This window comes from Actinomadura rifamycini DSM 43936 (assembly GCF_000425065.1).
GTDB lineage: Bacteria > Actinomycetota > Actinomycetes > Streptosporangiales > Streptosporangiaceae > Spirillospora > Spirillospora rifamycini.
The window spans coordinates 86,469-110,720 of record NZ_AULB01000008.1; the positions used below are offsets into that span (position 1 = coordinate 86,469).

At 74.9% G+C, this 24,252-nt stretch carries 17 protein-coding genes and 1 pseudogene; 10 read left to right on the top strand and 8 right to left on the bottom strand.

Annotated elements, in window-relative coordinates; all coding sequences use genetic code 11:
- Positions 1-169: 169 nt before the first annotated feature.
- Genes H505_RS0105360 through H505_RS0105370 form a run of 3 tightly spaced genes read right to left on the bottom strand, consistent with a single transcriptional unit; the run spans position 170 to position 3,077 of the window.
- On the bottom strand, positions 170-1,324 hold the full coding sequence (locus tag H505_RS0105360; RefSeq protein WP_026401151.1) for a cytochrome P450: 1,155 nt from the start codon (positions 1,322-1,324) through the stop codon (positions 170-172).
- Entirely contained in the window at positions 1,321-2,073 is a 753-nt protein-coding gene (locus tag H505_RS0105365; protein WP_026401152.1) for a glycosyltransferase family 2 protein, read from the bottom strand. Before H505_RS0105365 ends, H505_RS0105360 begins: the two co-directional genes overlap by 4 nt.
- Before the next feature lie 2 nt (positions 2,074-2,075).
- Positions 2,076-3,077: a 3-oxoacyl-ACP synthase III family protein gene (locus tag H505_RS0105370; RefSeq protein WP_026401153.1), complete on the bottom strand. Its 1,002-nt coding sequence runs from the start codon at positions 3,075-3,077 to the stop codon at positions 2,076-2,078.
- 193 nt (positions 3,078-3,270) lie between these two features.
- Here H505_RS0105370 and H505_RS0105375 point away from each other — a divergent pair, with 193 nt between their 5' ends.
- Positions 3,271-4,506: a cytochrome P450 gene (locus H505_RS0105375; RefSeq protein WP_233617773.1), complete on the top strand. Its 1,236-nt coding sequence runs from the start codon at positions 3,271-3,273 to the stop codon at positions 4,504-4,506.
- A gap of 53 nt (positions 4,507-4,559) precedes the next feature.
- Here the strand turns inward: H505_RS0105375 and H505_RS0105380 are convergent, their stop codons facing one another.
- Entirely contained in the window at positions 4,560-4,943 is a 384-nt protein-coding gene (locus H505_RS0105380) for an SCO2583/SCO2584 N-terminal domain-containing protein (RefSeq protein WP_026401155.1), read from the bottom strand.
- A gap of 127 nt (positions 4,944-5,070) precedes the next feature.
- Between H505_RS0105380 and H505_RS0105385 the strand changes: the two genes are divergently transcribed.
- The gene (locus H505_RS0105385; RefSeq protein ID WP_034516825.1) at positions 5,071-5,688 is read left to right on the top strand and encodes a TetR/AcrR family transcriptional regulator; all 618 of its coding nucleotides are present in this window, start codon (positions 5,071-5,073) and stop codon (positions 5,686-5,688) included.
- Between the two features lie 39 nt (positions 5,689-5,727).
- Here the strand turns inward: H505_RS0105385 and H505_RS51440 are convergent, their stop codons facing one another.
- Positions 5,728-6,612 carry an MSCRAMM family protein gene (locus H505_RS51440; RefSeq protein WP_245592454.1) on the bottom strand — a complete coding sequence of 295 codons (885 nt, stop codon included), beginning with the start codon at positions 6,610-6,612 and terminating at the stop codon, positions 5,728-5,730.
- A 72-nt stretch (positions 6,613-6,684) separates the two neighbouring features.
- Positions 6,685-8,109, bottom strand: a pseudogene (locus H505_RS51445) (MFS transporter); the annotation flags it as partial.
- Between the two features lie 433 nt (positions 8,110-8,542).
- Here H505_RS51445 and H505_RS0105395 point away from each other — a divergent pair.
- The 3 genes from H505_RS0105395 (at position 8,543) to H505_RS0105405 (ending at position 12,163) form a co-directional block, all read left to right on the top strand.
- Positions 8,543-9,802 (top strand): cytochrome P450, encoded by a 1,260-nt coding sequence (locus tag H505_RS0105395; protein WP_026401158.1) that lies wholly within the window; start codon positions 8,543-8,545, stop codon positions 9,800-9,802.
- A gap of 95 nt (positions 9,803-9,897) precedes the next feature.
- Positions 9,898-11,058, top strand: a complete 1,161-nt coding sequence (locus H505_RS0105400; RefSeq protein ID WP_026401159.1) for a steroid 3-ketoacyl-CoA thiolase — start codon at positions 9,898-9,900, stop codon at positions 11,056-11,058.
- A gap of 154 nt (positions 11,059-11,212) precedes the next feature.
- Complete coding sequence (locus tag H505_RS0105405) at positions 11,213-12,163, top strand: MBL fold metallo-hydrolase (RefSeq protein WP_245592445.1); 951 nt, start codon at positions 11,213-11,215, stop codon at positions 12,161-12,163.
- Here the strand turns inward: H505_RS0105405 and H505_RS0105410 are convergent.
- Positions 12,147-12,353 (bottom strand): hypothetical protein, encoded by a 207-nt coding sequence (locus tag H505_RS0105410; protein ID WP_026401161.1) that lies wholly within the window; start codon positions 12,351-12,353, stop codon positions 12,147-12,149. The two genes, H505_RS0105405 and H505_RS0105410, sit on opposite strands and share 17 nt — an antisense overlap.
- Positions 12,354-12,587: 234 nt before the next feature.
- Positions 12,588-14,222, bottom strand: coding sequence for an ABC-F family ATP-binding cassette domain-containing protein (locus tag H505_RS0105415; protein ID WP_026401162.1), 1,635 nt, complete (start codon positions 14,220-14,222; stop codon positions 12,588-12,590).
- A 294-nt stretch (positions 14,223-14,516) separates the two neighbouring features.
- Here H505_RS0105415 and H505_RS0105420 point away from each other — a divergent pair, with 294 nt between their 5' ends.
- From H505_RS0105420 to H505_RS0105440, 5 genes are all read left to right on the top strand, one after another.
- Positions 14,517-17,180, top strand: a complete 2,664-nt coding sequence (locus tag H505_RS0105420; protein ID WP_026401163.1) for a hypothetical protein — start codon at positions 14,517-14,519, stop codon at positions 17,178-17,180.
- An 80-nt stretch (positions 17,181-17,260) separates the two neighbouring features.
- A complete protein-coding gene (locus H505_RS0105425; protein WP_157432912.1) occupies positions 17,261-20,101 on the top strand; it encodes a hypothetical protein in 2,841 nt (946 codons plus the stop codon).
- Positions 20,102-20,341: 240 nt separating this feature from the next.
- A complete protein-coding gene (locus H505_RS0105430; RefSeq protein ID WP_233617775.1) occupies positions 20,342-21,598 on the top strand; it encodes a cytochrome P450 in 1,257 nt (418 codons plus the stop codon).
- 42 nt (positions 21,599-21,640) lie between these two features.
- Positions 21,641-22,876 carry a cytochrome P450 gene (locus H505_RS0105435; protein ID WP_026401166.1) on the top strand — a complete coding sequence of 412 codons (1,236 nt, stop codon included), beginning with the start codon at positions 21,641-21,643 and terminating at the stop codon, positions 22,874-22,876.
- Positions 22,877-22,904: 28 nt separating this feature from the next.
- Entirely contained in the window at positions 22,905-24,182 is a 1,278-nt protein-coding gene (locus tag H505_RS0105440; RefSeq protein ID WP_026401167.1) for a glycosyltransferase family 4 protein, read from the top strand.
- The last annotated feature ends 70 nt before the right edge of the window (positions 24,183-24,252 follow it).

The window sequence follows — 24,252 nt, forward strand, 5'->3', positions numbered from 1 at the left end:
CGCGGCGCGAGCGCCGCGCCGCCTCCGCGGGCCCGGCCGGCCGGGCCCGCCCCTGAACAGGCGGCCCGCTCGCGCCGCGGCCGCGGCGCAGGCGCCGCGCTCTCCGCGCGCGTCCGCCGCGGGAGGGTCCGCGGCCGGACGGTCGGCTCGGGCAAGGCACGCGGGCGCGTCATCGGCGGGGCTCCTTGCGGATCGTGAGGCGGCGATAGGTCGGGATCAGGACGTTCCGGGCGGCGGAGCGTTCGACGATCCGGAGGGGGGCGGCGTCCAGGACGGTGCGGGCCACGCGGCGGATCTGGGCCAGCGCGAGGGGGTAGCCGATGCAGAAGTGCGGGCCCGCGCCGAACCAGAGGCGGCGCAGCTCGGGCGGGTGCGGGCGGGCGGGGTCGAAAGGCCCGAGGTCGCGGCAGCAGTTGTGCGTGGCGATGAGGATCCGGTCGCCCGGCCGGACGGCCGCGCCGCCGATCCGCGACGGCCGGTGCACGCTGCGCAGCATGACGGGCGTCGGGGTGGTGACCCGCATGGCCTCGTCGATCGCCCGGTCCAGGAAGCCGTCGGACGCGGCGGCGTCGGCGAGCAGCCCGGAGTCGGCGAGGAGGGCGACGAGGCGGGGGGTGAACGTCGCGACGGTCTCGGTGCCGGTGAGGAAGAACGCCCCGGCGGCGCCGCGCGCCTCCTCCTCCGACAGCCCGAGCGTCCGCATGCGTCCCATGACGGTCGACTCGTCCCCGGCGGCGTACGCCTTCGCGGCGGCGTCGCCGAGCGGGTCCAGCACCGCGCGGGCGCGCCGGACCTGCGCGGGTGACAGCCGCCGGGTCCGCAGCGAGACGGCCGAGACGACCCGCTCGCCCTGCTCGAACAGCCGCCGGAACTCGTGCTCGGTGCGCAGCTCCAGGCCGACGACCTCGCTGATCACGGCGCCGGCCATGACGCGCGCGGCGTCCACGAGGTCGACGGGCGCGCCGCCCGCGAGGCGTCCGGCGAGCCGGTCCAGCGGCCCGTCCAGGACGCGCGCGCACAGGCCGTCCGCGTAGGCGGGGGTGAACAGGTCGGTGAGGCGGCGCCGGAGGGCCCGGTGCGCCTCGCCCTCCATGTTGAGCAGGACGGACGGCCCCAGCACGGGCGTCCACAGGTCGCCGGGCGATCCGGGGCCGTCCTTGCGGAACGTCTCGCCGTCCATGAGGACGCCGCGGGCGAGGGCGGCGTCGTTCACGACGACGCCCACGCCGGGCACCCGGACGACGGGGCCGCGCCGGGCGAGGCCGCGCAGCAGCGGGTACGCGAACGGGTGCGCGGCGAGGTAGAGGCGGCGTTCCCGGTTCATCGGATGTCGACCTCCGCGGGCCGGTACCGGTGGTCGGCGTACCAGCCGAGGGTCCGGACCAGGCCGAACGCGCGCAGCCGCCGCACCGACCCGTAGACGACCACGTCGTCGCGCAGCCCGTAGGCGGACGTGAGGTACCGGACGCGGTTGACGAGCGCGCGGTCCTCGTGGACGTCCTCGATGCGGGTGCGCGGGAAGCCGCCCGCGCGCTCGTACAGGTCGGCGGTGATCGCGAGGTTGCAGCCCGGCATCATCACGTAGGGCCCGAGGTAGAGGGGGTCCTGGTTGCCGGGGCGGAACCGGCCGAACAGGGCGGCGGCGTCGATGACGGCGGGCAGCAGCGTGCGCTCCCACATCTTGAGCGGGAACTCGTCGGTGCGGGGCCGCAGCGGCCCGCTGACCAGTTCGAGCCCCGCGCCGAACGCCCGCTTCACGGCCGCGATCCAGCCGCGGTGCGGCAGGCAGTCGGCGTCGGTGCGCGCGATGTGCGTGGCCCCGGCGGCGATGGCGTGCCGGAACCCGGTGTCGGCGGCGGCGCCGGTGCCCTTCTCGTCCTCCCGGACGATCCGGACGCCGAAGCCCGGGCCGTCCGCGGCGAACTCCTCGACGATCTTCACGGTGGCGTCGGTGCCGGCGTTGTCGACGACGACGAGCGTGAACGCGGTGTCGGTCTGCTCGGCGAGGCGGCGCAGCGTCGCTCCGATCGAGCGCTCCTCGTTGTAGGCGGGGACGACGACCCAGAGGTCCATGGTCACAGCTCCGCGAACAGCACGCCGAGGCTGAGGCCGCCCGCGAGGCCGACGAGCGCGACCCGGTCGCCCGGCCCGCAGCGCCCGTCGGCGACGGCGGTCGCCAGTTGCAGCGGGAGGCTCGCGGACGCGACGTTGCCGTGGTCGGGCAGCGTCACGACGAGCTTCTCCGGCGGGACCCCGAGGGCCGCGCGCAGCACCTCCAGGTACGGGACGGTGACCTGGTGGACGGCGACGACCGCGAAGTCGTCCCAGGTCAGGCCGGTCTTCTCGAGCGCGGTCGTGAACAGTTCGGTGCCGCCCGCGAGGAACGCGTCCTTGAGGCGGCGGCCGTCCCCGCTGAAGTAGGTGTACTCGGGGTCGCGGGGGTGCATGGAGCCGCCGCCGGGGAGCGTCCCGATCTGCCAGGACGCGGAGGCGGCCGCGAAGTCGCGGTAGAAGATCCCGCCGTCGGGGGCGGCCTCGACGAGCATCGCGGCGCCGCCGTCGGAGAGGGTGTAGCCGGCGAACGCGTCGACGAACTGGGCGCGGTCGCGGACGCTCCAGCGGATCGCGCGGGACGGGCTCTCGCCGGTGCAGACCAGCACGCGCTCGTGCTGCCCCGTGCGGATCAGCGCCTCGGCGGTCTGCAGGCCGTTGAGGAAGCTGTTGCAGGCGTTCTTGACGTCGAAGACGGGGCAGGTCGCGCCGAGTTTCGCGGCGACGATGTGGGCGGTGGCGGGCTCGACGAGGTCCTGCGACGCCGACCCGAAGACCAGCAGGTCGACGCCGTCCGGGCGGAGGCCGCGGGCGGCGAGGACGCGGCGGGCGGCGGCGACGGCGAGGTCGGACGCCTGCTCGTCGTCGCGCATGACGTGCCGGGCGCGGATCCCGGTCATCCGCTCGACGATCGTGGGGTGCGGCCGGTAGCCGGCGCTCTCGCGGGCGATGCGCGCCTCGACCTCGGCGCTGCTCACGGTCCGCTCCGGCAGGTGCGCGGCGACGGCGGTGATGCGGGCTCTCATGGGGTCCCCCGGTTCCTCGTGCTCGGTCGGCGGCCAGGACGGCCAGGTTCGCCGACGTGGGCGCCCTCCGGACAGCGAGACCTTACGGAAAGGCCACCGGGGAAGTAGCCCAGTTCGAGGTGAGTACTACCACTTATCCCGAATGAGCGATACAGCCGGTCCGTCCGGTGACACGATCCGCGACAATCACCTGGTGACCAGGACGAAGACGACCCGGCCGGCACCGCGGCCGGCGACGGGACCGAGCGCGAGGGCGGCGGCGGAGGCGCGGCGGCACGAGGCTCGGCTGCTGTGGCACGGCAACCGGGGGCTGTTCGCCCTCCTGCAGGCCGGGCGGCGCACCGGCCCGGTGGCGCGCGTGCCGCGGCTCGGCTGGGTGGTGACCGACCCCGTCCTGGCCCGCCGCGTCCTCAACGACCACGAGCACTTCGGCATGAACGGCGAGGGCGGCGTCGGCCACCTGTGGACGCAGCTGTTCGGCGCGGAGATGGGGCAGTTCTTCGGGGGCGCGCGGCACACCGAGGTCCGCACCGCCGCCCGCGACCTGTTCACCGAGGACGCCGCCCGCGCGCTGATCGACCGGTCGCAGGGCGCCCACCACGCCGACCTGGCCCGCCGCCTCGCCGCCGGCGAGGCCGTCGACGTCGCCGACACCGCGCGCGTCCTCGCCGGCCGGATGGTCGCCGACGTCCTCGGCCTCCCCGCGGACCGGCCGGACGGGACGTACCGGGCGCTGTTCGGCGCCGGGGAGAGCCTCGCCGCCCTCGCGCTCGGCACCGCGGCCTCGACCGAGCTCGACCCGGCGACCGTCGCGCGGGCCCGCGCGATCGTCGAGGGCATCACCGCGGACGTCCCCGAGGCGTACCGGACGGGCGGGCCCGAGACCCTGCTCGGCCGCTGCCGGGAGACCGGCATCGGGCTGCCGATGGCGCGCGGCCTCGCGACCCTGCTGGTGATCGCGGGCACCGAGACCGGGGCGTCCGGGACCGTCCGGACGGTCGCGCTCGTCCACGACACCGGCGGCCAGCGCGCCCTGCTGGACGACCCGTCCCTCCTCGACGGCGCGGTGCGGGAGGGCCTGCGGGTCGCCGCGCCCGCGCCCGTCATCGGACGGCACGTCGTGCGGGACGCGGACGTCGCGGGGCGGACGCTGCGCGCCGGGGAGCGCGTGCTGGTCCTGACGTACCTGGCGACGAACGGCGCGGGACCGTTCGACGTGCGCCGCCCGTACGTCCCGGAGACCCGGCAGCTGTGGTTCGGCGGGGGCCGCCACCTGTGCCTGGGCGCCGCCGTGGCACGCGTGCAGGTGGCGCGGATGCTGGCGACGCTGCTGGCCGACGGGCGCCCGTACACGATCACGCGCCGGCGGGCGGCGCGGCGGGTGCTCGTCCCGTCGTACGCGGAGCTGCGGGTGGCGCCGGCCCCCTGACGTCCGCACGTCCTGGTGAGCGGGGGCCACCGGGGCCCGGCGGGCCGGGCGGGTCAGATGCGCGGGGGCACCGGCTCGCCGGACGGCTCCGCGGACGGCACGGGCGGCGACACCGTGGTCGTCGGGGCGGGCTCGACCCGGCCGGGCGCCTCCATCTCGCGCGACGGCGAGTTCCACCACCAGAGCGCGACCGAGATCGCGAGGAGCACCATGATGCCGCCGAGGAGCTGCGCGACGGCCATCCGGTGGCTCGGGTCGCGGAACCGGCGGCCGCGCGGCGGGCGCGCGGCCCGGCCGCGGCGCCGCGCGGCGCGGTGGGCCGCCCGCCGGTCGCGGCGGCTCGGCGGGCGGGCCCGCTCTCGTGCCGAGGGTTCGGTGAACGCGGCACCGCGGACGAAGTCTTCGTCGAACACGGGCTCGTCGAAATCTGCGGGCATCGGACGTCTCCGGCGCGGGGGGCGGACGCCTCCACGGTAGTTGACGCCGGCACCCACCGGACACCGCGCCGTTTTTCAAGCGCCGAGCCAAAACCGATAGTTCACTATCGGTTGATAGGCTGAGCAGGTGCCGAGCGAAGCTTCCCGACCGCTGCGCGCCGACGCGGCCCGCAATTCCGCGAAGATACTGCGGGCCGCGCGGCGGGTCTACGCCGAGCGGGGCCCCGACGCGCCGCTGGAGGAGATCGCCCGCCGCGCGGGCGTGGGCATCGCGACGCTGTACCGCCGCTTCCCCGACAAGGCCGTCCTCGTCCGGGCCGCCCTCGACCAGAGCTTCACCGAGGAGCTCGCGCCGGTCATCGAGGAGGCCCTGGACGACCCGGATCCGCGCCGCGGGCTGGCCCGGGTGATCGAGACGGCCGTGGCGCTCACCGCCCGCGATTACAACATGGTCGCCGCCGCCCGGAACGCCGGCGGCTCCCCGGTGGACGCGGGCGCCCGGTTCTTCGCGTCGCTGGCCCCGCTGATCCGGCGCGGCCAGGAGGCCGGGCTCGTCCGCGGCGACCTCGTGCCCGACGACGTCCGCCGGATCATGTCCATGCTGGTCAGCGTGCTGTGGACGCTCGACCCGCGGGAGGACGGCTGGCGGCGCTACGTCGGGCTGCTCCTCGACGGGCTCAAGCCGGAGGCGGCGAGCCCGCTGCCGCCCCCGGCTCCGCTGCTGATCCGGCGCCCGGGCGGCTGACGCGCCGCCGGGGCGGGCCGGTCTGGGCCCGGACGGCGGCTACCCGTCGCCGTGCGCGAGGTCGATGTCGTGGCCGTCCAGCCCGCTCCCGGTGACGGTGACCGCGGTCGCCGTCGGCGGGTAGCCGGTCGCGATGACCGTGTACGCGCCGCCGTCGAGGTCGGAGAAGGCGTAGGCGCCGTCCGGGCCGGTCGTGGTCGTCGCGACCGCGTTCCCGGCCGCGTCGACCAGCGTCACCCGGGCGCCGCCGAGCGGCGCGCCCGCGCCGCGCACCGTGCCCCGCACGTGCGCGCCAGCGCGGAGCTCCACCTCGACCCGGGTGGCGGCGCCCGCGCCGACCTCGACGGGGACGGCCTGCGGCCGGTGCCCGGGCGCGTTGACCGCGAGCGTCATCGCGCCCGGGACCAGGTCCGCGACGGCGAACTCGCCCCGCGGGCCGGTCTCCGCCGTCGCCAGGACGTCGCCGCGCACGTCCGTCACGATGACCACGGCCCCGGCGACCGGCGCCCCGCCGGGCACCGACCGCACCGCGCCGGACAGGCCGCTCGTCCCGCCCAGCAGGACGTCGTGCGCGACCGGCGCGCCGCCGACCGCGATCGACGCGGCCTGCGGCTGGTGGCCGTCGGCGGAGGCGATCAGCACGTAGGAGCCGGTGTCCGGCGCGGTGAGCACGTACGCGCCGTCGCGGTGCGCGACCGCCCGGCCCACCTGGCGTCCCGCCTGCGAGATCAGCGTCACCGCGGCGCCCGCCACGGGCGCGCCCTCCGCCCCGCGGACGTGCCCGGTGACGGGGATCCCGGCCGCGCCCGTCCCGTCCGGCGCGCCGGACGGGACGGCCGGGCCCGGGCCCGCCGGGGCCGCCGGGGTCGCCGGAGCGGCGGCGGCGCCGGGCCCCCGGGCGGCGGCGAGCGCCTCCTCCTTCACGTCGGCCGCGGCGGCCGGCTCGCGGGCGCCGCCGCCGGGCGCCCCCTCGACCGCCGTACCCGACGCGGGCGGCCGCGCGGCGGGACGGCGCCGCGGGATGAGGGCGGCGATGGCGAAGGCCAGCAGGGCGGCGCCCGCCCCCGCGCCCATGACCGCCTTGAAGCCGTCCTCGGAGGGCACCGGGACACCGCCGAGGCTCACGACCATCTCGGCGAGGATGACGCCCGCCGCGGCGCTGGCGACCGACGTGCCGATGGACCGCATCAGCGTGTTGAGGCTGTTCGCCGCCCCCGACTCGGACGCGGGCACCGCGCCCATGATGAGCGTGGGCATCGCCCCGTACGCGAAGCCGATGCCGGCGCTGATGACGCAGGTGGCCAGCACGAGGTGCCAGATCTCCTCCATCAGCAGGATGTTCACCCCGTACCCCGCGGCGACGATCAGCGCGCCGGCCATCAGGGTGGTCTTCGGCCCCGCACTCCTGGAAATGGCGGCGGAGACCGGTGCCGTCGCCATCATCACCAGCCCGCCGGGCATCATGACCAGGCCCGCGACCAGCAGCGACTCGCCGAGGCCGTGCCCGGTGGCCACCGGAAGCTGGACGACCTGCGGGATGACCAGCGACATCGCGAACATGGAGAAGCCGATCGCGATCGACGCGATGTTGGTGACGAGCACCTGCCGGCGCGCGGTGGTGCGCAGGTCGACCAGCGGGTCCCGGACGCGCAGCTCGAACGCGCCCCACACCAGCAGGACGGCGGCGGCCGCACCGAACAGGCCGAGGGTCGTGCCGCTCGTCCAGCCCCAGTCGGCGCCCTGCGAGATGGCCAGCAGCAGGCAGACCAGACCGATCGCCATGCCGGCGGCCCCGACCAGGTCGAACCGTCCGCCGGTCCGCATCCGCGACTCCGGCACCAGGGTCAGCACGAGCAGGAACGCGACGCCGCCGAGGCCGGCGGAGAACCAGAACAGGGCGTGCCAGTCGAAGGTGTCGGCGATGAGCGCGGCGGCGGGCATGCCGAAGGCGCCGCCGACGCCGAGGGAGGCGCTCATCAGGGCGATGGCGGACGGCAGCCGCTCGGCGGGCAGTTCGTCGCGCATGATGCTGATGCCGAGCGGGATCACGCCGGCCGACAGCCCCTGCAGCACCCGCGCGACGATCATCGGCGGGAGGGTGTCGCTGAGCCCCGCCGTGACCGAGCCGGCCACCATCGCGGCCACGCTGACCAGCAGCATGAGGCGCTTGCCGTACATGTCCCCGAGCCGTCCGCTCACCGGGGTGGCGACGGCCGCGGCGAGCAGCGTGGCGGTGACCGCCCAGGCGGCGTCCGCCGCCGAGGCGTCCAGCAGCCGGGGCAGGTCGGGGACGATCGGGATCACCAGGGTCTGCATCAGCGAGACCACGATCCCGCTGAACGCGAGGACCGCCACGACCAGGTTCACCCGCACCGGCGCGGGCACCTCCCGCTCCGCGGACCGGGGTTGCGCATGGGACATGTATCGAGCCTCCGTGGGAGCTTTCGGATGATCACGACGGATCGCGCTCGGCGGATCGGGCGGCGCCCGCGCGGGGACGGCCACAAGCGATACGCAACTATCACTTAATGCTCCAGCGAAGCTAACACAACCGAGAGTGAACTCTCGGTTGTTCGGCGACAGCGTGTCCGACGCCACACGCTCACTAGAACGTGTTCTATCTAAACCTGGTTCGCCCGGTGACGAAGCTCACCGCCCCTCACCTTGAGAACGATCACGTCCTCATGGCAGGACGTTCCGCGCCCGTTTCGCCTGCCGAAAGTGCGATTCAACCAAGCAAGCACTTGAATAAGACTCTTGATTAGACTTGAGTCTCATTTTCTCTTGTCCGGCCCGTGGAACGCGTTCTACGGTGGGCGGAGCAGCAGCGTCGTCGCAGGCAAGGAGCGCCGCCATGACCGCCACCGCACCCGAGACCGCCGCACCCGAGACCGCCGTCCCCGCCGGCTTCGACTTCAGCAGCCCCGACCTGATGGCCGAGCGCGTCCCGCTCGCCGAGTTCGCGGCGCTGCGCCGCACCGCCCGCCCGTGGTGGAACCCGCAGCCACGGGGCGCGACGGGCTTCGACGACGACGGCTTCTGGGTGGTCAGCAAGCACGCGCACATCAAGGAGATCTCGCGCGACCACGAGCTGTTCTCGGCCGCCCGGAACGGCTCGGTGATCCGGTTCAACGAGCGGTTCGCGCCCGAGGAGCTGGACGTCCAGCGCGAGAACCTGCTGCTGCACATGGACCCGCCGACGCACGCCAAGCTGCGCCGGATCGTCTCCCGGGGCTTCACCCCGCGCGTGATCAACGGGCTGCACGACGCCCTGCGGGACCGCGCGGAGCGGATCGTGGCGGACGCGCGGCGCCGCGGCGGCACCGGCGACTTCGTCACCGAGATCGCCGCCGAGCTGCCGCTGCAGGCGATCGCCGAGCTGATGGGCGTCCCGCAGGAGGACCGGGGGCGGCTGTTCTCCTGGTCGAACCAGATGCTCGGCTACGACGACCCCGAGTACGAGGGCGACCCGGCGTGCGCCGCCGCGGAGATCATCGGCTACTCGATGGAGCTGGCCGAGCAGCGCCGCGGCTGCCCCGCCCACGACATCGTCACGAAGCTGGTCGAGGCGGACGTGGACGGCCGGGGCCTCACCGACGACGAGTTCGGCTACTTCATGATCCTGCTCGCGGTGGCCGGCAACGAGACGACCCGGAACGCGATCACGCACGGGATGATCGCGTTCTTCGACCACCCGGAGCAGTGGGAGCTGTACCGGGCCGAGCGCCCCGCGACGGCGGCGGACGAGATCGTCCGGTGGGCGACGCCGGTGACGGCGTTCCAGCGCACGGCCGTCCGCGACACCGAGCTCGGCGGCGTGGAGATCAAGGCCGGGCAGCGCCTCGCCATGTACTACAGCTCGGCGAACTTCGACGAGGACGTCTTCGACGCCCCGGCCGCGTTCGACGTGCGCCGCTCCCCCAACCCGCACCTCGGGTTCGGCGGCACCGGCGCGCACTACTGCATCGGGGCGAACCTCGCGCGGCTGGAGATCGGGCTGATCTTCGACGCGATCGCCGACCGGATGCCGGACATCGCCCGGGCCGGCGAGCCGCGGCGGCTCCGCTCGGCCTGGCTGAACGGGATCAAGGAGCTGCCCGTCCGCTTCCGCTGACCCGTCGCGGCGATCTCACTCTCCGGGACCGCCCTTCCGACCCGAACTAGAACGCGTTACCTTCGAAAGCGAATCGCGTTCTAGAAGGAGACCGCATGGGGAACCCGGTGATCGTCGAGGCCGTGCGGACGCCGCTCGGCAAGCGGAACGGCGTGCTCGCCGGCCTGAAGGCCCAGGCCGTCCTCGCGCACGTGCTGACCGCCGCCGTCGAGCGCTCCGGCATCGACCCGGACCAGGTGGAACAGGTCTTCGCCGGGTGCGTCACGCAGGCGGGCGAGCAGGGCGGCCACATCGGCCGCTACGCCTGGCTGTACGCGGGGCTGCCCTGGCAGACGGGGGTCACGACCGTCGACGCCCAGTGCGGCTCCGCGCAGCAGGCCGTCCACCTCGCCGCCTCGCAGGTGGCGGCCGGTGTCGTGGACGTCGCCATCGGCTGCGGCGTCGAGGTGATGAGCCGCACGCCGCTCGGCGCCAACGTCTACCCCGCCGACCCGCGCCCGGACGACTGGTCGCTCGACATGCCGGACCAGTTCGGCGCCGCCGAGCGGATCGCGGCCCGCCGCGGGTTCACCCGCGCCGACATCGACGCGTTCGGCGCCCGGTCGCAGCAGCTCGCCGCCAAGGCGTGGGCCGACGGCCGGTTCGAGCGCGAGATCGTCCCCGTCGAGGCGCCCGTCCTGGACGCCGAGGGGAACCCGACCGGGGAGACCCGCACGGTGACCCGCGACCAGGGCCTGCGGGAGACCACCGCCGAGGGCCTCGCGAAGCTCAAGCCCGTCCTCGGCGAGGACGCCCTGCACACCGCCGGGACGTCCTCGCAGATCTCGGACGGGGCCGCGGCCGTCGTCGTCATGTCCGAGGAGAAGGCCGCGGCGCTCGGCGTGCGCCCGCGCGCGCGCCTCAAGGCCCAGGCGCTCGTGGGCGGCGAGCCGTACTACCACCTGGACGGCCCCGTGCAGTCCACCGAGCGGGTGCTGGCCCGCGCGGGGATGACGATGAACGACATCGACATCACCGAGGTCAACGAGGCGTTCGCGTCCGTCGCGCTGTCGTGGGCGTCCGTCCACGAGCCGAACATGGACAAGGTCAACGTCAACGGCGGCGCCATCGCCCTCGGCCACCCCGTCGGCGCCACCGGCGCCCGGCTGATCACCACCGCGCTGCACGAGCTGGAGCGCCGCGACGCGGGGACGGCCCTCGTCACCATGTGCTGCGGCGGGGCCCTCTCGACCGCGACCATCCTCGAGCGCGTCTGACCCCGGACGCGTCCGCACCCGGACCCCGTCCGGGCGCGGAGACAGTTGCACCGCCCGCGCCCGGCCCCGGGCGCGGGCGTCCCCAGGCGCGAAAGGCGGTCTGCCATTGCAGCCGGAACCGGAGGACCTCGGCGGGGGCCTGTGGAGCGTTCCCGTGCCCATCCCGGGCAACCCGCTCGCGTACACGCTGGTGTACGCGCTGGACAGCCCGCGCGGCCCCGTCCTGATCGACGCCGGCTGGCAGCACGAGGACGCCTGGACGGCCCTGACGGGCGGCCTCGCGACCTTCGGCATCGACGCGGCCGACGTGCACGGGGTGGTGGTCACGCACTTCCACCCCGACCACGCGGGCCTCGCGGGCCGGGTGCGGGAGACGTCCGGCGCGTGGATCGCGATGCACCGCGCGGACGCCGAGATCGTGCGGCTGTTCAACTCGGTCGACCGCGCCCAGCGCACCGGCATCGAGCACGACTCGATGAAGCGCGCCGGGGCGTCCGCGGCCGAGCTGGAGGGCTTCGCCGGCGGCGGCGGCGGCCGGGTCGACCCGCCCGCGATCCCCGACCGGGAGCTGTCCGACGGCGACCTGATCGACCTGCCGGGGCGCAAGCTCCGCGCGATCCACACCCCGGGCCACTCCCCCGGCCACATCTGCCTGCACCTGGAGGACGCGGACCGCATCTTCACCGGCGACCACGTCCTGCCGCGCATCACCCCGCACATCGGGCTGTACCCCTACGACATCCCGGACGTCGACCCGCTCGGCGCGTTCCTCGGCTCGCTCGCCCGCATCGGCGAGATGACCGTGGACGAGGTGTTGCCCGCCCACCAGTACCGGTTCGCCGACCTCCCCGCGCGCGTCCGCGAGATCGTCGAGCACCACGAGGAGCGGCTCGGCGAGGTGACCGCGCTGCTGTCGGCGGCCCCGACCGCCCTGTGGGACGTGGCGGCGGGCCTCACCTGGCGGCACCCGTGGACCGAGATGCCCCTGGAGGCCCGCCGGATGGCGACCGGCGAGGCCGCCGCGCACCTGCGCACCCTGGAGAACCGCGGCCTCGTGCGCCGCCGGGACGTCGACGGCGTCCTGAGCTTCACCTTGGCAGGCTGATCCGGCGGCTCTCCAGCCACTCCTGGTCGGCCTCGGTCCACAGCATCGGCCCGAGGGTCTCCAGCTCCTCCGCCCACGCGGCGGCCGCCGCCGCGTGGGCGGCCGCGGCGCGCCTCCGCCGCACGCCCGTCCGCACGAGGTCGAACAGCGCGTACACGAGGACCCCGCAGACCAGGATCGCGACGACCACGGCGGGACCTCCCCTCAGGACGCCCGCGGACGGGCGGCCCGGCCCCGCATGATCCGGAGCGCGGGAACCGGCGACGGCATCTCTGCTCAGGGGATCCCCGCTGGCACGCGCCCGAACCTTTCGTGATCATGTCCGCTCGTCCCGGCCGTCACCCGCGCGCCCCGGCGCCCCGGACGGCGTCGCGCGTTCCCGCGCGCGCGTCCGGGGCCGTCACCGCCGGGGCGGCGTCCCGGGTCAGTCCCCGCTCAGGTCGAGGCGCGGCCAGGGCGCCGCGTCCTTCTGGAGCTGACGGTCGTGGGTGGCGAGCACCACCGCCGCCGGGGTCGCGCCGAGGGCCTCGGTCAGCTCGTCCACGAGGGCGATCGACAGGTGGTTCGTCGGCTCGTCCAGCAGCAGGACGTGCGGGCGCGCGGCCAGCGCCATCGCGAGGTCGAGGCGGCGCTGCTGCCCCATGGACAGCTCGCGCATCGGCCGGCCCGCGTCCGCCGGCGGCAGCAGGCCGAGGTCGCCCAGCGCGACCGCCTCCCCCTCGGCGAGGACGCCCGTGCCGACGAGCCGCCCGACGCGCGCGGCGAACACGTCGCGGGCGCGGCGGCCGCTCGCGCTCGGCGACTCCTGCGCGAGCAGCTCCACCCGCGCCTTGCGCGCCCGCCGCACCGACCCGGACGTCGGCTCGACGGTCCCGGCCAGCACCGCCAGGAGCGTCGACTTGCCCGCGCCGTTCGGCCCGGTCACGACCAGCCGCGAGCCCGACTCCAGCGCGACCGACGCCGCCCGGTGCAGCCGCCCGTCGACCCGGACGTCCGTCGCGGTGAGCAGCCGGGCGCCCGGCCGCGCCGGGAGGCCGGGCATCCGGAACCGCAGCGGCGGCACCGGCGCGGTCACCGCGTGCCGCTCCAGGTCGTCGCGGCGGCGGTGCACGGACCGGACGAGCGCGGGCGCCCGCGTCGCCCGCTGGTGCTTGCCCGTCCCCTTGTCGGGGCGCCACCCGGTGACGAGCCGGTTCTGCGCCTCCGACAGGTCGCGGGTGAGCCGCGCGTGCTCGGCCCGCTGCCGGTCGTACTCGTCCTCCCAGCGCCGCAGCTCCGCCTCGCGCCCCTCCCGGTACCCGGCGAAGCCGCCGCCGTACACGGCGGGCCGCCCGTCGCGGCTCGGGTCGAGGTCGAGGACGGTCGTGGCGACGTCGGACAGCAGCGCCCGGTCGTGGCTCACCACCGCCACGCCGCCGGGGTGGGCGCGCAGCCGCGCGGTGAGGAAGTCGAGCCCGGACGCGTCCAGGTGGTTCGTCGGCTCGTCCAGCAGCAGGAAGTCGTGCTCGGCGCCGAGGAGGCACGCGAGCCGGACCCGGTAGCGCTGCCCGACGGACAGCGCGGCGAGCGGGCGGGTCCGGTCGGTGACGGCGCCGAGGTGCTCCAGGGCGAGGTCGACGCGGCGGTCGGCGTCCCAGGCGTCGAGGGCCTCGGCCGCGTCGAGCGCGGCGGTGTAGGCGTCGTCGGCGCCGGGCCGCCCGTCGGTGAGCGCGGCGGTCGCGTCGTCGAGGGCGCGCAGCGCGGCGCGGGCGTCCGCGAGCTCGGCGTCGACCGCGTCGCCGACCGTGGCGCCGTCCCCGGCGGGCATGGCCTGCTCGGCGATCCCGAGGGTGCCGACGCGCTGGACGGCGCCCTCGTCGGGCGTGAGGACGCCCGCGAGGACGTGCAGCAGGGTCGTCTTGCCGCGGCCGTTCTCGCCGACGATCCCCCAGCGCGCGCCGGGCGAAACGGTCAGGGTGACGCCGTCGAGGACGGTGCGCCCGCCGCGGGCGACGCGGATCCCGTCGGCGACGAGCTGGGCGCGGGCGCGCGCGGGCAGGGTGATGGAGAGGGTGTTCATTCTTCCTCCGGACGGAGGCGCGCACGTGCGGACGGCACGTGGACGGTGCGCCTTCGAGCTGGCTGATGGCAGCGTCAGACCGCCCGCGGCTCGCGCTGCGCGAGGGACGGGCCGTCCGGAAGGGGATCAGAGGAAGAACAAGCGTGGCACGGGACCGACGGTACCAACCGCGCCCCGGGGCCCCGCAAACGATTTTCGGCCGGGCCGGATCCCGCCGCCGTCCAAGATCGTCACAGTGCCGTACGCGGTGTCCGCCGAGGGGGGCTCGGCGGACCACGACGAGACGGAGGTGCGATGGCGGAGCAGATCCCGGACGCGGAGGGGGCCGTGGCGCGGGAGCAGTGGGCGCTCGTCGAGCGCGTCGCGTCCGGCGACGTCGACGAGCGTCCGCTGACCGAACATCTGCGGCGGCTGGCGGACCACCCGGACCCGCGGACGGCGCACCGGTGGGCGCGCGAGGCACTGGGCGCGTTCTTCGACGCGGGCGCCGTCCCCGCCTACGCCATGCCCGACCTGGCACGCCTGGCGCGGGCGGCGGGCACCCGCCCGGACACCGAGCGGCGGTTCGTCGCCGAGCGGCTGCTGCGGGACGGGTTGCTGCCGCGGGCGCCCATCGGCATGTGGGCGGAACTGGGCGCCGCGCTGCGCGACCTCGCCCGGGACGACGAGGCGTTCGAGCTGCTGCTGGCGGCGCGTCCCGCTCCCGGCCCCGGCACCCCGCCGGACGTCCACGCCCGCACCGAGCACCTCTGGCGGCTGCTGGTCGGGAGGTCGGGAGCGGGACGGCTGCCGCGCGACTGGTACCGGGACATCGGACCGCTGCATCTGGACGACGCGATGGGGTTGGCGTACGACGCCGGCGCATGGGCGTTCCCTCCGCCCGATCCGCGCTTCGCCGTGGACGCCGACCCGGTCGCCTGCCGCGAGAACCCGCGCGCGCACCCGCTGTCCGGGACCGACGCGTTGTGGCCGTCCTTCAGTGCTGAGAGGGGCGACCTCCTGCGGCTCGCGGCGCGGCTCGGGGACCCGGAGAAGGAGCACGAGGCGCGTCGCGACCTGGACGCCTACATCCGCGCTATCGGCAGGGCCGCCAATATCGACTATCCCTCCGCGGTGCGGAAGATGATGAAGCACGGGCCGGTCCGCCGGGTTCTGGAGGAGCAGTTCGCGGAGTGGCGGGAGGAATGCGCGGCGGGCCGACTCGACGGCCTCGCGGAGGCGCTGCCCCGGCTGGCGCCGGTGGCCGAGGCCGTAGCGGTCTCCCGGCGGCTGCCGATGGACGCGGACGCCGCCGGGACCGGACTCGTCGACGGCGTCGCCGCCGCCGACCCGGTGGACGCGGCGTGGCGGGCGCTGCGCGCCGGACTCCCCGAGGAGTTCCGTCCCCCGGAGGGCTGGGTCGAGGGGGCGAGCGCCGCCCTGCACGGCGACTTTCTCACGTTCACGTCCCGCATGCGCATCGCCGTGCACGGACCGGGCGGACCGGTGCACGAGGGAGAGCTGCCCTTCTTCCCGGGAAGCGCGAGGTGGTTCAGCGACTTCAGCAGGCTCGTCCCCTGGTTCGACGGCACGGACACCTTCCTGTCGTGTGTATTCAGGGGACGGCCGACGACGCTCCGGGTGGCGGGCAACGACCGTGTCGAGATTCCCGCGGGCGAACGGCTGCCGTGGCCGCAGAGCGCGACGTCCGTCCCGGTCACGTTCCCCGGAGCCGCCGAACCCGTCCGGGTCGCGCTCGACCGGGGCGTTCTGGAGGTGCGCGCCGACGGCCGGACGGTCACGCGCCGGCGGGCGTTCACGGGCGTCCCGCCCGGCTTCTGGCCGCACCTGGCGCCCGCCGACCCGGACGGCTCGGCGGCACTGCGCCGGGTGGAGCGCGGTACCGTTCGCGACCTGGTCGGCGCGGCGCTGATCGGCGAGGGGGAGCTGGACGCGGAGCTCGCCCGGGTCCTGCCCGAGATCACCGACCCGGTGCTGCGCGACACCGTCCGGGCGATGCTGGCCGAAGCCGCCCGTCTCGTGCTCCTGGCGCTGCGGCTCTGCGACGCCCTCGGCCGGGAGCACCCCGCCGGGCTGCCCGGCCGGGTCCGAAGCGCGAGCGGGCTGCGGGCCGGCCGCCGCATCGACCAGGTCCCGGCCGTCCGGCGCCTCGCGGAGGTACTGGGCGAGGCCGCGGCGTCCGGTCCCGCGCCCGACGCCCCGGTGCCGCTCGACCGCGCCGTCCCGCCCATGCCGAACCGGCTGCTCTTCGGCACGCTGGGAGGCGAGGCGCTGCGGGCGTCCCGCCCGTGGTCGCCGGACTTCGCGCGCGCGCAGGCGCGCGACCTGCTGGGCGCGCTGGGCGACACGCCGTGGGGCGACGGCAGCGGCCGGTGGCGGCGGTTGCAGTTCCGGGCGATGCCCGAGCAGGCCGCGGACGACCGGGTCTGGCGAACCCCGGACGGGGCCATGCTGACCTACGGCTCGGAAGCGATCGAATACTCCCCCGACGCGGTCTTCCGCCGCACCTCTTTCGCCGGCTGGACGAACAAGTACGAGCCGCGCCCGCAGGGCTGGGGCGGCGCCGACCGCATCGCCCGGTTCCTGCGCCTGCTGGACGAGCGCGGCCCCGCCCCCTACGACGTGCGACAGATCCACCGCCTGGCCGACGCCACCGGGCTGCGCCTGCACACGGCGGCGTCCGCCGCGTACGGGTTCCCGTACACGGTCGGCCGCGAACGCGAGGCGGCGCTCCTCCCGGCCGAGGTCGCGGCGCTCTACCACGACCCGGAGACCGGCGAACTCGCCATACACGAGTCGTGGCAGCTCGACGACGCGCTCCGCGAGGTCCTCATGCCGGACGACCCCGAGGACCTCTGGACCGGCGGCCTCGCCGTCGACAAGGCCGTCGAGTGGTGGGACCGCGAAGGCCGCCACCGGGACTGGCCGGGATCCGCCTACTGGGCGGCCAGGAAGTGATGCCGCACCGTTCCCGGCCGTTGGGAGCCGCGCGGCGGGCCGGTCCGTCAGACTCGGGAGAAATGATCAGGAGGGTGTGGATGACCAAGGAATGGCCCGGTCTGGACGGGGCCGCGGCACGGGCCGCGGAGGACCCGAAGGGTGCGCGGGAGGAGGTGTTCCGGGCGGCGGCGGCGCTCCCCGCGAGCGCGGTGGCCGAGTTCCTGGAGCACGCCGCGGGCGTCTTCGCGGCGGCCGGACGGACGGAGGACGCGGCGTTCCTGTTCGGGCGGTCCCGCGAGGTCGCGGACGCGCACGCACGGCTCCTCGACCTGCCCCCGGACGACGCCCGGACGCAGCGGACGCTCCTGGCGCTCGTCCCGTCCGGGGCGATCACGGCGAGCCTGCTGTACGACCACCTGCGGCGGCTCGCGACCCACCCCGAGCCGGAGGAGGCGCACCGGTGGGCCCGCGAGGCGGTGGGCGCGTTCTTCGACGCGGGCACCGTCCCGTACCCCAACTTCGTGGACGACCTTGGCCGCGTGGCGCGGGCGGCGGGGGCCGACCCGGCCGCCGAGCAGCGGCACGTCGCCGAGCGGCTGCTCCGGGAGGGGCTCCTGCCGCGCGCGCCGCTGCCGGTGTGGGAGGCGCTGGACGAGGCGCTGCGCGGGCTCGCCGCGGACGACGAACTGCTCGACCTGCTGATCGCGGCGCGCCCCGACGCGGCCCTGTACGACGACCCGGAACCGCGCGACGCGCACCACCGGCACTGGCTGCTGCTGCTCGGGCATGTCCGCGCGGGGCGGCGGCTGTCGCGCGAGTGGTTCCGCGCCGCGGGCCCGCTCCCGGCGGCCGAGCTGCTGCGGCTCGCGCCGGCCGCCGGCGACCGGCTGTTCCCGCCGCCCGGCCGCTTCTTCGACCCCGAGGCCGACCCGGTCGTCGGCCGCGCCCCCGTGCACCCGCTGACCCCCGTCAAGCCGAAGGGTCGGTTCGACCAGGAGGCGCCGCACTGGCGGGAAAACACCGACTTCTCGGCCATCGCCGAGAAGATCGAGGGCTCCCCCGACGAGCGCCGGAAGCTGGACGCGTTCGTCCGCGCCCTCGGCTACTACGGCAACGTCGACTACCCGGCCATGATGCGCGCGATGACGGCGCAGGGCCCGATCCGGCGGGTGCTCGCCGAGCAGTTCGCCGAGTGGCGGGACGAGTGCGCCGCCGACCTGGAGGGGCTGGAGCTCGCACTGCCCCGGCTCGTCCCGCTGGCCGAGACGCTGCCGGACGCCGAGATGCTCGCCGGCGTCGAGGCCGCCGACCCGGTGGACCGCGCGTGGCGGGCGCTGCGCGCGGGCCTCCCGGAGGAGCTGCGGTTCCCGGGCGCGGGGAAGGGCTCGGTGACGGCCGTCCTGCACGGCGAGCTGCTCACGCTCGGGCTGGACGGCGAGCGCATCGTCGTGCACGGACCCGGCGGGATCGTGCACGAACGGTCGACGCCCTTCCCGTCCGGGACGTTCCCGTGGTTCGACGGCACGGACGCCTTCCTGTCGCGCCTGCACAACGGGCGCCCGGAGACGTACCGGTTCGCGGACGACGGCCGCCTGGAGATCCCCGACGGCGAACGGCTGCCGTGGCCGCAGAGCGCCACGTCCGTCCCGGTCACGTTCCCCGGAGCCGCCGAACCCGTGCAGGTGACGCTCGACCGGGGCGTCCTGCGGCTGATCGCGGACGGCCGGACGGTCGCGCGGCGGCCGTTCCCGCACGGCGCCGTGGACGGCGCCGTCATGCCCCCGCCGGGCTTCTGGCCGCACCTTCCGCCCGCCGACCCGGACGGCTCGGCCGCGCTGCGCCGACTCGACCGCGCGGGCTTCGGCCGGCTCGTCGACGCGGCGCTCGTCAACGCGCGGGAGCTGGACGACGCACTCCCCCGCGTCCTGCCCGACGTCACCGACGCCCGGCTCCGCGGCGCCGTCCGGACGCTCGTCCAGCGGACCGCCGCCGCCCTCCTGCGCGCGCTGCGGCTGCACGACGCGCTCCGCCGGCCGCGCCCGGCGGGCACGCCGGGCCGGGTCGCGAGCGTGAGCGGGCTGCGGCACGGGCGGTTCATCGGCGAGGTCCCGGCCGTCCGGCACCTCGCGGAGGTGCTGGCGGAGGCGGCCGAGTCCGGCCCGGCCTACGACACCCCGCACCCGCTCGGCCGCGTGGACATCCCCCGCCCGAACTACCTGCGGTTCGGCGTGCTGGGCGGCGAGGCGCTGCTGGCGTCCCGCCCGTGGACGCCCGAGCACGAACGCCTGAGGTCGCTCGCCGTGCTGGGCGCGCTGGGCGACACGCCGTGGGGCGACGGCAGCGGCCGGTGGCGCCGCCTGTGGTTCCAGTCGAAGACCACGCAGGACCCGGTCGGCCAGATCTGGCGGACCCCGAACGGGGCGATGGCGATCCTGTCCTTCCAGAACCACCCGCACAAGGACTCGGTGGCGATCGAGTACTCGCCCGACGCGACCTTCCGCGACTTCGTCTTCCCCGGCTGGACGAACAAGTACGAGCCGCGCCCGCAGGGCTGGGGCGGCCCCGACCGCATCACCCGGTTCATGCGTCTGCTCGACGAGCGGGGGCCCGCCCCCTACGACGTGCGCCAGATCCACCGCCTGGCCGAGGCCACCGGCCTGCAGCCGAACACCGCGGCGTCCGCGGCATACGGATTCCCGTTCACCCTCGGCCGGGAGAGCGAGGCGGCGTTGCTCCCCGCCGAAGTCGACGCGCTCTACAGGGACCCGGAGACGGGCGACCTCGCGAAGCACGAGTCGTGGCAGCTCGACGACGCGCTCCGCGAGGTCCTCATGCCGGACGACCCCGAGGACCTCTGGACCGACGGCCTGGCCGTCGACAAGGCCATCGACTGGTGGGACCGCGAAGGCCGCCACCAGAACTGGCCCCGAGCCGCCTGACCCACCCGACCGGCCACCCGGTCGGCCGCGAACGCCCGTGAGTGCATTGTGCGCTCGCGGGCGTTTTGCGTGGTGGCGGTGGGGTGAGAGGGGCGTGCGGCGGGGCACGATTCCTGATTGAGACTCTTGATGAGACTGGAGTCTCATGCTAGAACGTGTTCTAGATCTTCGACCGAGCAAGCGCTCAGTCAGAGTCCCGTGCGGCGCGACGCGGGGCCGGCTCTTCACGAAGGGACGACCGTGACGCAACAGGACGTGGCCCCCGCCCCCACCGGCCGGGAAATCGACGTCATCGATCCCGGCGTGTACGAGCGGGGCGGCATCCCGCACGAGCAGTTCAGGTGGCTCCGCCAGAACGACCCGGTGCACTGGCACGCCGACCCGAACGAGGGCGTCCCCGGGTTCTGGGCGATCACCCGGCACGAGGACGTGGTCCGCGCGTCCCGCCGTCCCGACCTGCTGTCCTCGCAGACCCGGACGGCGATGTTCGAGGAGTTCACCGAGGACGACATCGCCCTGTACGGGCAGATCATGCTGTTCCAGGACCCGCCGGACCACACGAAGCTCCGCAGCATGGTCAACAAGGGGTTCACGCCCCGGATGATCGGACGGCTGGAGCAGCACATCCGCGACATCTGCAACAAGCTGATCGACGAGGCGGCGGCGCTCGGCGAGTGCGACTTCGTCGAGCACTTCGCGGCCCCGCTGCCGCTCTACACGATCTGCGAGCTGCTGGGCGCGCCGCTGGACCAGCGGCAGCAGATCTTCCACTGGTCGAACCAGCTCGTGGCGTTCAACGACCCCGAGTTCATCGGCGACCGGTCCGAGTCGCAGATGTACGCCGCCGAGTTCGCCGGATGGGCGGGCGAGCTCGCGCGGGAGCGGGAGTCCACGCCGCGGGACGACATCGTGACGAAGCTCCTCACGCCGGACGAGAACGGCGAGCGGATCAGCGAGGACCAGTTCGCGATGTTCGTGATCATGCTGTCGATCGCCGGCAACGAGACGACCCGGACGGCGACGGCGGGCGGCATGCAGGCGTTCTTCGAGCGTCCGGAGCTGTGGCAGCGGCTGCGGGAGGACCGGAGCCTGCTGCCGACGGCCGTCGAGGAGATCGTCCGCTGGGTGAGCCCCATCAACCAGTTCCGCCGGACGGCGACCGCGGACGTCGAGATGGGCGGCAAGACGATCAAGGCCGGGGACAAGGTGGTGCTGTTCTACAGCTCCGCGAACATGGACGAGACGGTGTTCGACGACCCGTTCACGTTCGACATCGCCCGCGACCCCAACCCGCACATCGGGTTCGGCGGCGGCGGCCCCCACTTCTGCCTGGGCACCCACCTCGCCCGGATGAACCTGAAGGTCGTGTTCGACACGATCTTGGACCGGATGCCCGACATCCGGCCCGCCGGCGAGCCCCGCCGGCTGCGCTCCAACTTCGTCAACGGCCTGAAGGAGCTGCCGGTGCGGTTCACGCCGTCGGCCAAGCGTGCTTGACTCCACCCCGTGCCCTGCCCCCCATGACCCGGAGGCGCGACGATGACGGCCACCCCCGACATCGACCTGGTCGAGCCCGGCTCCTACGAGCGCGGCGGCATCCCGCACGAGCAGCTCGCGTGGCTGCGCGAACACGATCCCGTCCACCGGCACAAGGGCGACCCGGAGCGGGGCGGCCCGCCCTTCTGGGCGGTGACGCGGCACGCGGACGTCGTCCACGTGTCGCGCCACCCGGAGGTGTTCTCCTCGTACGAGCGGCTCGCGCTGTTCGAGGAGCCGGACGAGGAGCACCTGGCGCTGCAGCGGCTCATGATGCTCAACCAGGACCCGCCGGACCACTCGCGCAAGCGGAGCATCGTGAACCGCGGGTTCACGCCGCGCGCGATCGGCGCGCTGGAGGAGCACATCCGCGACATCTGCCGGCGGCTCGTCGCGGAGACGGCGGAGCGCGGGGACGAGGCGGAGTTCGTCCGCGACCTGGCGGCGCCGCTGCCGCTCTACGTGATCTGCGAGCTGCTCGGCGCCCCGCCGGAGGACCGCGACAAGATCTTCCACTGGTCGAACACGCTGATCGGCGCGGACGACCCCGACTTCCAGCGCAGCCCCGAGGAGGGGCAGCAGGCCGCGACGGAGCTGTACGCGTACGCGGCGGAGCTGGCGGCGGAGCGGCGGCGGAACCCGCGCCGCGACATCGTGACGAAGCTGCTGCAGCCGGACGCCGACGGCGAGGTACTGGACGGCGACGAGTTCGAGCTGTTCGTGATGCTGCTGTCCGTCGCGGGCAACGAGACGACCCGCAACGCCGCGTCCGGCGGGATGCTCGCGCTGCTCGAGCACCCCGAGCAGTGGGCGCGGCTGCGGGCCGACCCCTCGCTCGTCCGGACGGCCGCGGACGAGATCGTCCGGTGGGTGACGCCGGTCAACCTGTTCAAGCGGACGGCCGTGCGCGACGTCGAGCTGGGCGGCAAGAAGATCGCGGCGGGCGACAAGGTCGTGGTGTTCTACGCGTCCGCGAACCGGGACGAGGCCGTGTTCGGCGACCCGTTCTCGTTCGACGTCGGCCGCGACCCCAACCCGCACATCGGCTTCGGCGGAGGCGGCCCCCATTTCTGCCTGGGCGCCCACCTCGCCCGACTCGAGCTGAGTGTGCTCTTCGAAACACTCTTGGACGCTATGCCCAATATCGAACTCAGCGGTAACGTACGGAGGCTAAGGTCTAGTTTCATCAACGGCATAAAGGAGATGCCGGTGCGTGTGCGACCGGTGTCCCGGGACTGACGGGAGTGGTGCGTGGGCAGGGGCTGGCGTGGGTGAGGCAGACGAGCCGGGCGGTCCACTGCGGGTGGCCCTGCTCTCGTACCGGAGCAAGCCGCACTGCGGAGGCCAGGGCGTCTACCTGCGGCATCTCAGCAGGGAACTGGTCGATCTCGGGCACACCGTGGAGGTGTTCTCCGGGCAGCCCTATCCCGAGCTGGACCGCGACGAGATCCGGCTGACCAAGCTCCCGAGCCTGGACCTGTACCGGGACGAGGACCCGTTCCGCACCCCGGCCCTCGGCGAGTTCCGCGACTGGGTGGACGTCCTGGAGTTCGCCCACATGCGGACGGGCGGGTTCCCGGAGCCGCTGACGTTCAGCATCCGGGTCCTGCGGGAGCTGCGGCGCCGCCGCCGCGACTTCGACGTCGTCCACGACAACCAGGTGCTCGGCGTCGGCAACCTCGGCATCCCGAAGCTCGGGCTGCCGCTGGTCACCAGCATCCACCACCCGATCAGCGTGGACCGGCGGATCGAGCTGGAGGCGGCGCAGGGCATCCGGCAGAAGTTCGGCAAGCGCCGCTGGTACGGGTTCGTGGGCATGCAGGCGCAGGTGTCGCGGCGGATCGGGCCCGTCCTGACGGTGTCGGAGTCGTCGAAGGTCGACATCGTCAAGGATTTCAAGGTCGACCCCCGCGACATCGACATCCTGCCGCTGGGCGTCGACACCCGGATCTTCCACCCGCGCGGCGAGCGCGTCCCCGGCCGGATCGTGGCCATGGCCAGCGCGGACGCGCCGATCAAGGGCGTGGACGTGCTGCTGCGGGCGGTCGCGAAGCTCGCCACCGAGCGGGACGTGCACGTCGTCGTCGTGAGCCGCCCGCAGAAGGACGGCCCGACCGAGAAGCTCGTCCGCGACCTCGCCCTCGGCGACCGCGTCCAGTTCGTGAGCGGCATCAGCGACGACGAGCTGGGCGCGCTGCTCGCGTCCGCGGAGATCGCGGTCGTCCCGTCCCGCTACGAGGGCTTCTCGCTGCCCGCGGTCGAGCACATGGCGTCCGGCACGCCGCTGGTCGCGTCCCGCGCGGGGGCGCTGCCCGAGGTTGTGGGGGACGCGGCCGTCCTCGTCGAGCCGGGCGACGTCGAGGAGCTCGCCGCCACCCTGCGCGGCCTGCACGACTCGGCGGACGAGCGCGCCCGCGCCGGCGCGGCCGGGCTGGCCCGCGTCCAGGAGCGCTTCGCCTGGCCCGCCGTCGCGCAGGCCACCGTGCGGCACTACCGCGAGGCCGTCGCGCAGCAGAACTACCTGCGGCTGGCGCGGCGCGGCTGACGACCAGACCCCAACAGCAAGGCCCGTGGGAACGCCCGCCGGGCGTTCCCCGCATGGAAGGAGCACGACC

Excerpts from the sequence above, each read along its gene's own strand:
- H505_RS0105360 (WP_026401151.1), bottom strand. The coding sequence starts at position 1,324 with ATGAACCGGGAACGCCGCCTCTACCTCGCCGCGCACCCGTTCGCGTAC.
- H505_RS0105365 (WP_026401152.1), bottom strand. The coding sequence starts at position 2,073 with ATGGACCTCTGGGTCGTCGTCCCCGCCTACAACGAGGAGCGCTCGATC.
- H505_RS0105370 (WP_026401153.1), bottom strand. The coding sequence starts at position 3,077 with ATGAGAGCCCGCATCACCGCCGTCGCCGCGCACCTGCCGGAGCGGACC.
- H505_RS0105380 (WP_026401155.1), bottom strand. The coding sequence starts at position 4,943 with ATGCCCGCAGATTTCGACGAGCCCGTGTTCGACGAAGACTTCGTCCGC.
- H505_RS0105395 (WP_026401158.1), top strand. The coding sequence starts at position 8,543 with ATGACCGCCACCGCACCCGAGACCGCCGCACCCGAGACCGCCGTCCCC.
- H505_RS0105400 (WP_026401159.1), top strand. The coding sequence starts at position 9,898 with ATGGGGAACCCGGTGATCGTCGAGGCCGTGCGGACGCCGCTCGGCAAG.
- H505_RS0105415 (WP_026401162.1), bottom strand. The coding sequence starts at position 14,222 with ATGAACACCCTCTCCATCACCCTGCCCGCGCGCGCCCGCGCCCAGCTC.
- H505_RS0105420 (WP_026401163.1), top strand. The coding sequence starts at position 14,517 with ATGGCGGAGCAGATCCCGGACGCGGAGGGGGCCGTGGCGCGGGAGCAG.
- H505_RS0105425 (WP_157432912.1), top strand. The coding sequence starts at position 17,261 with ATGACCAAGGAATGGCCCGGTCTGGACGGGGCCGCGGCACGGGCCGCG.
- H505_RS0105435 (WP_026401166.1), top strand. The coding sequence starts at position 21,641 with ATGACGGCCACCCCCGACATCGACCTGGTCGAGCCCGGCTCCTACGAG.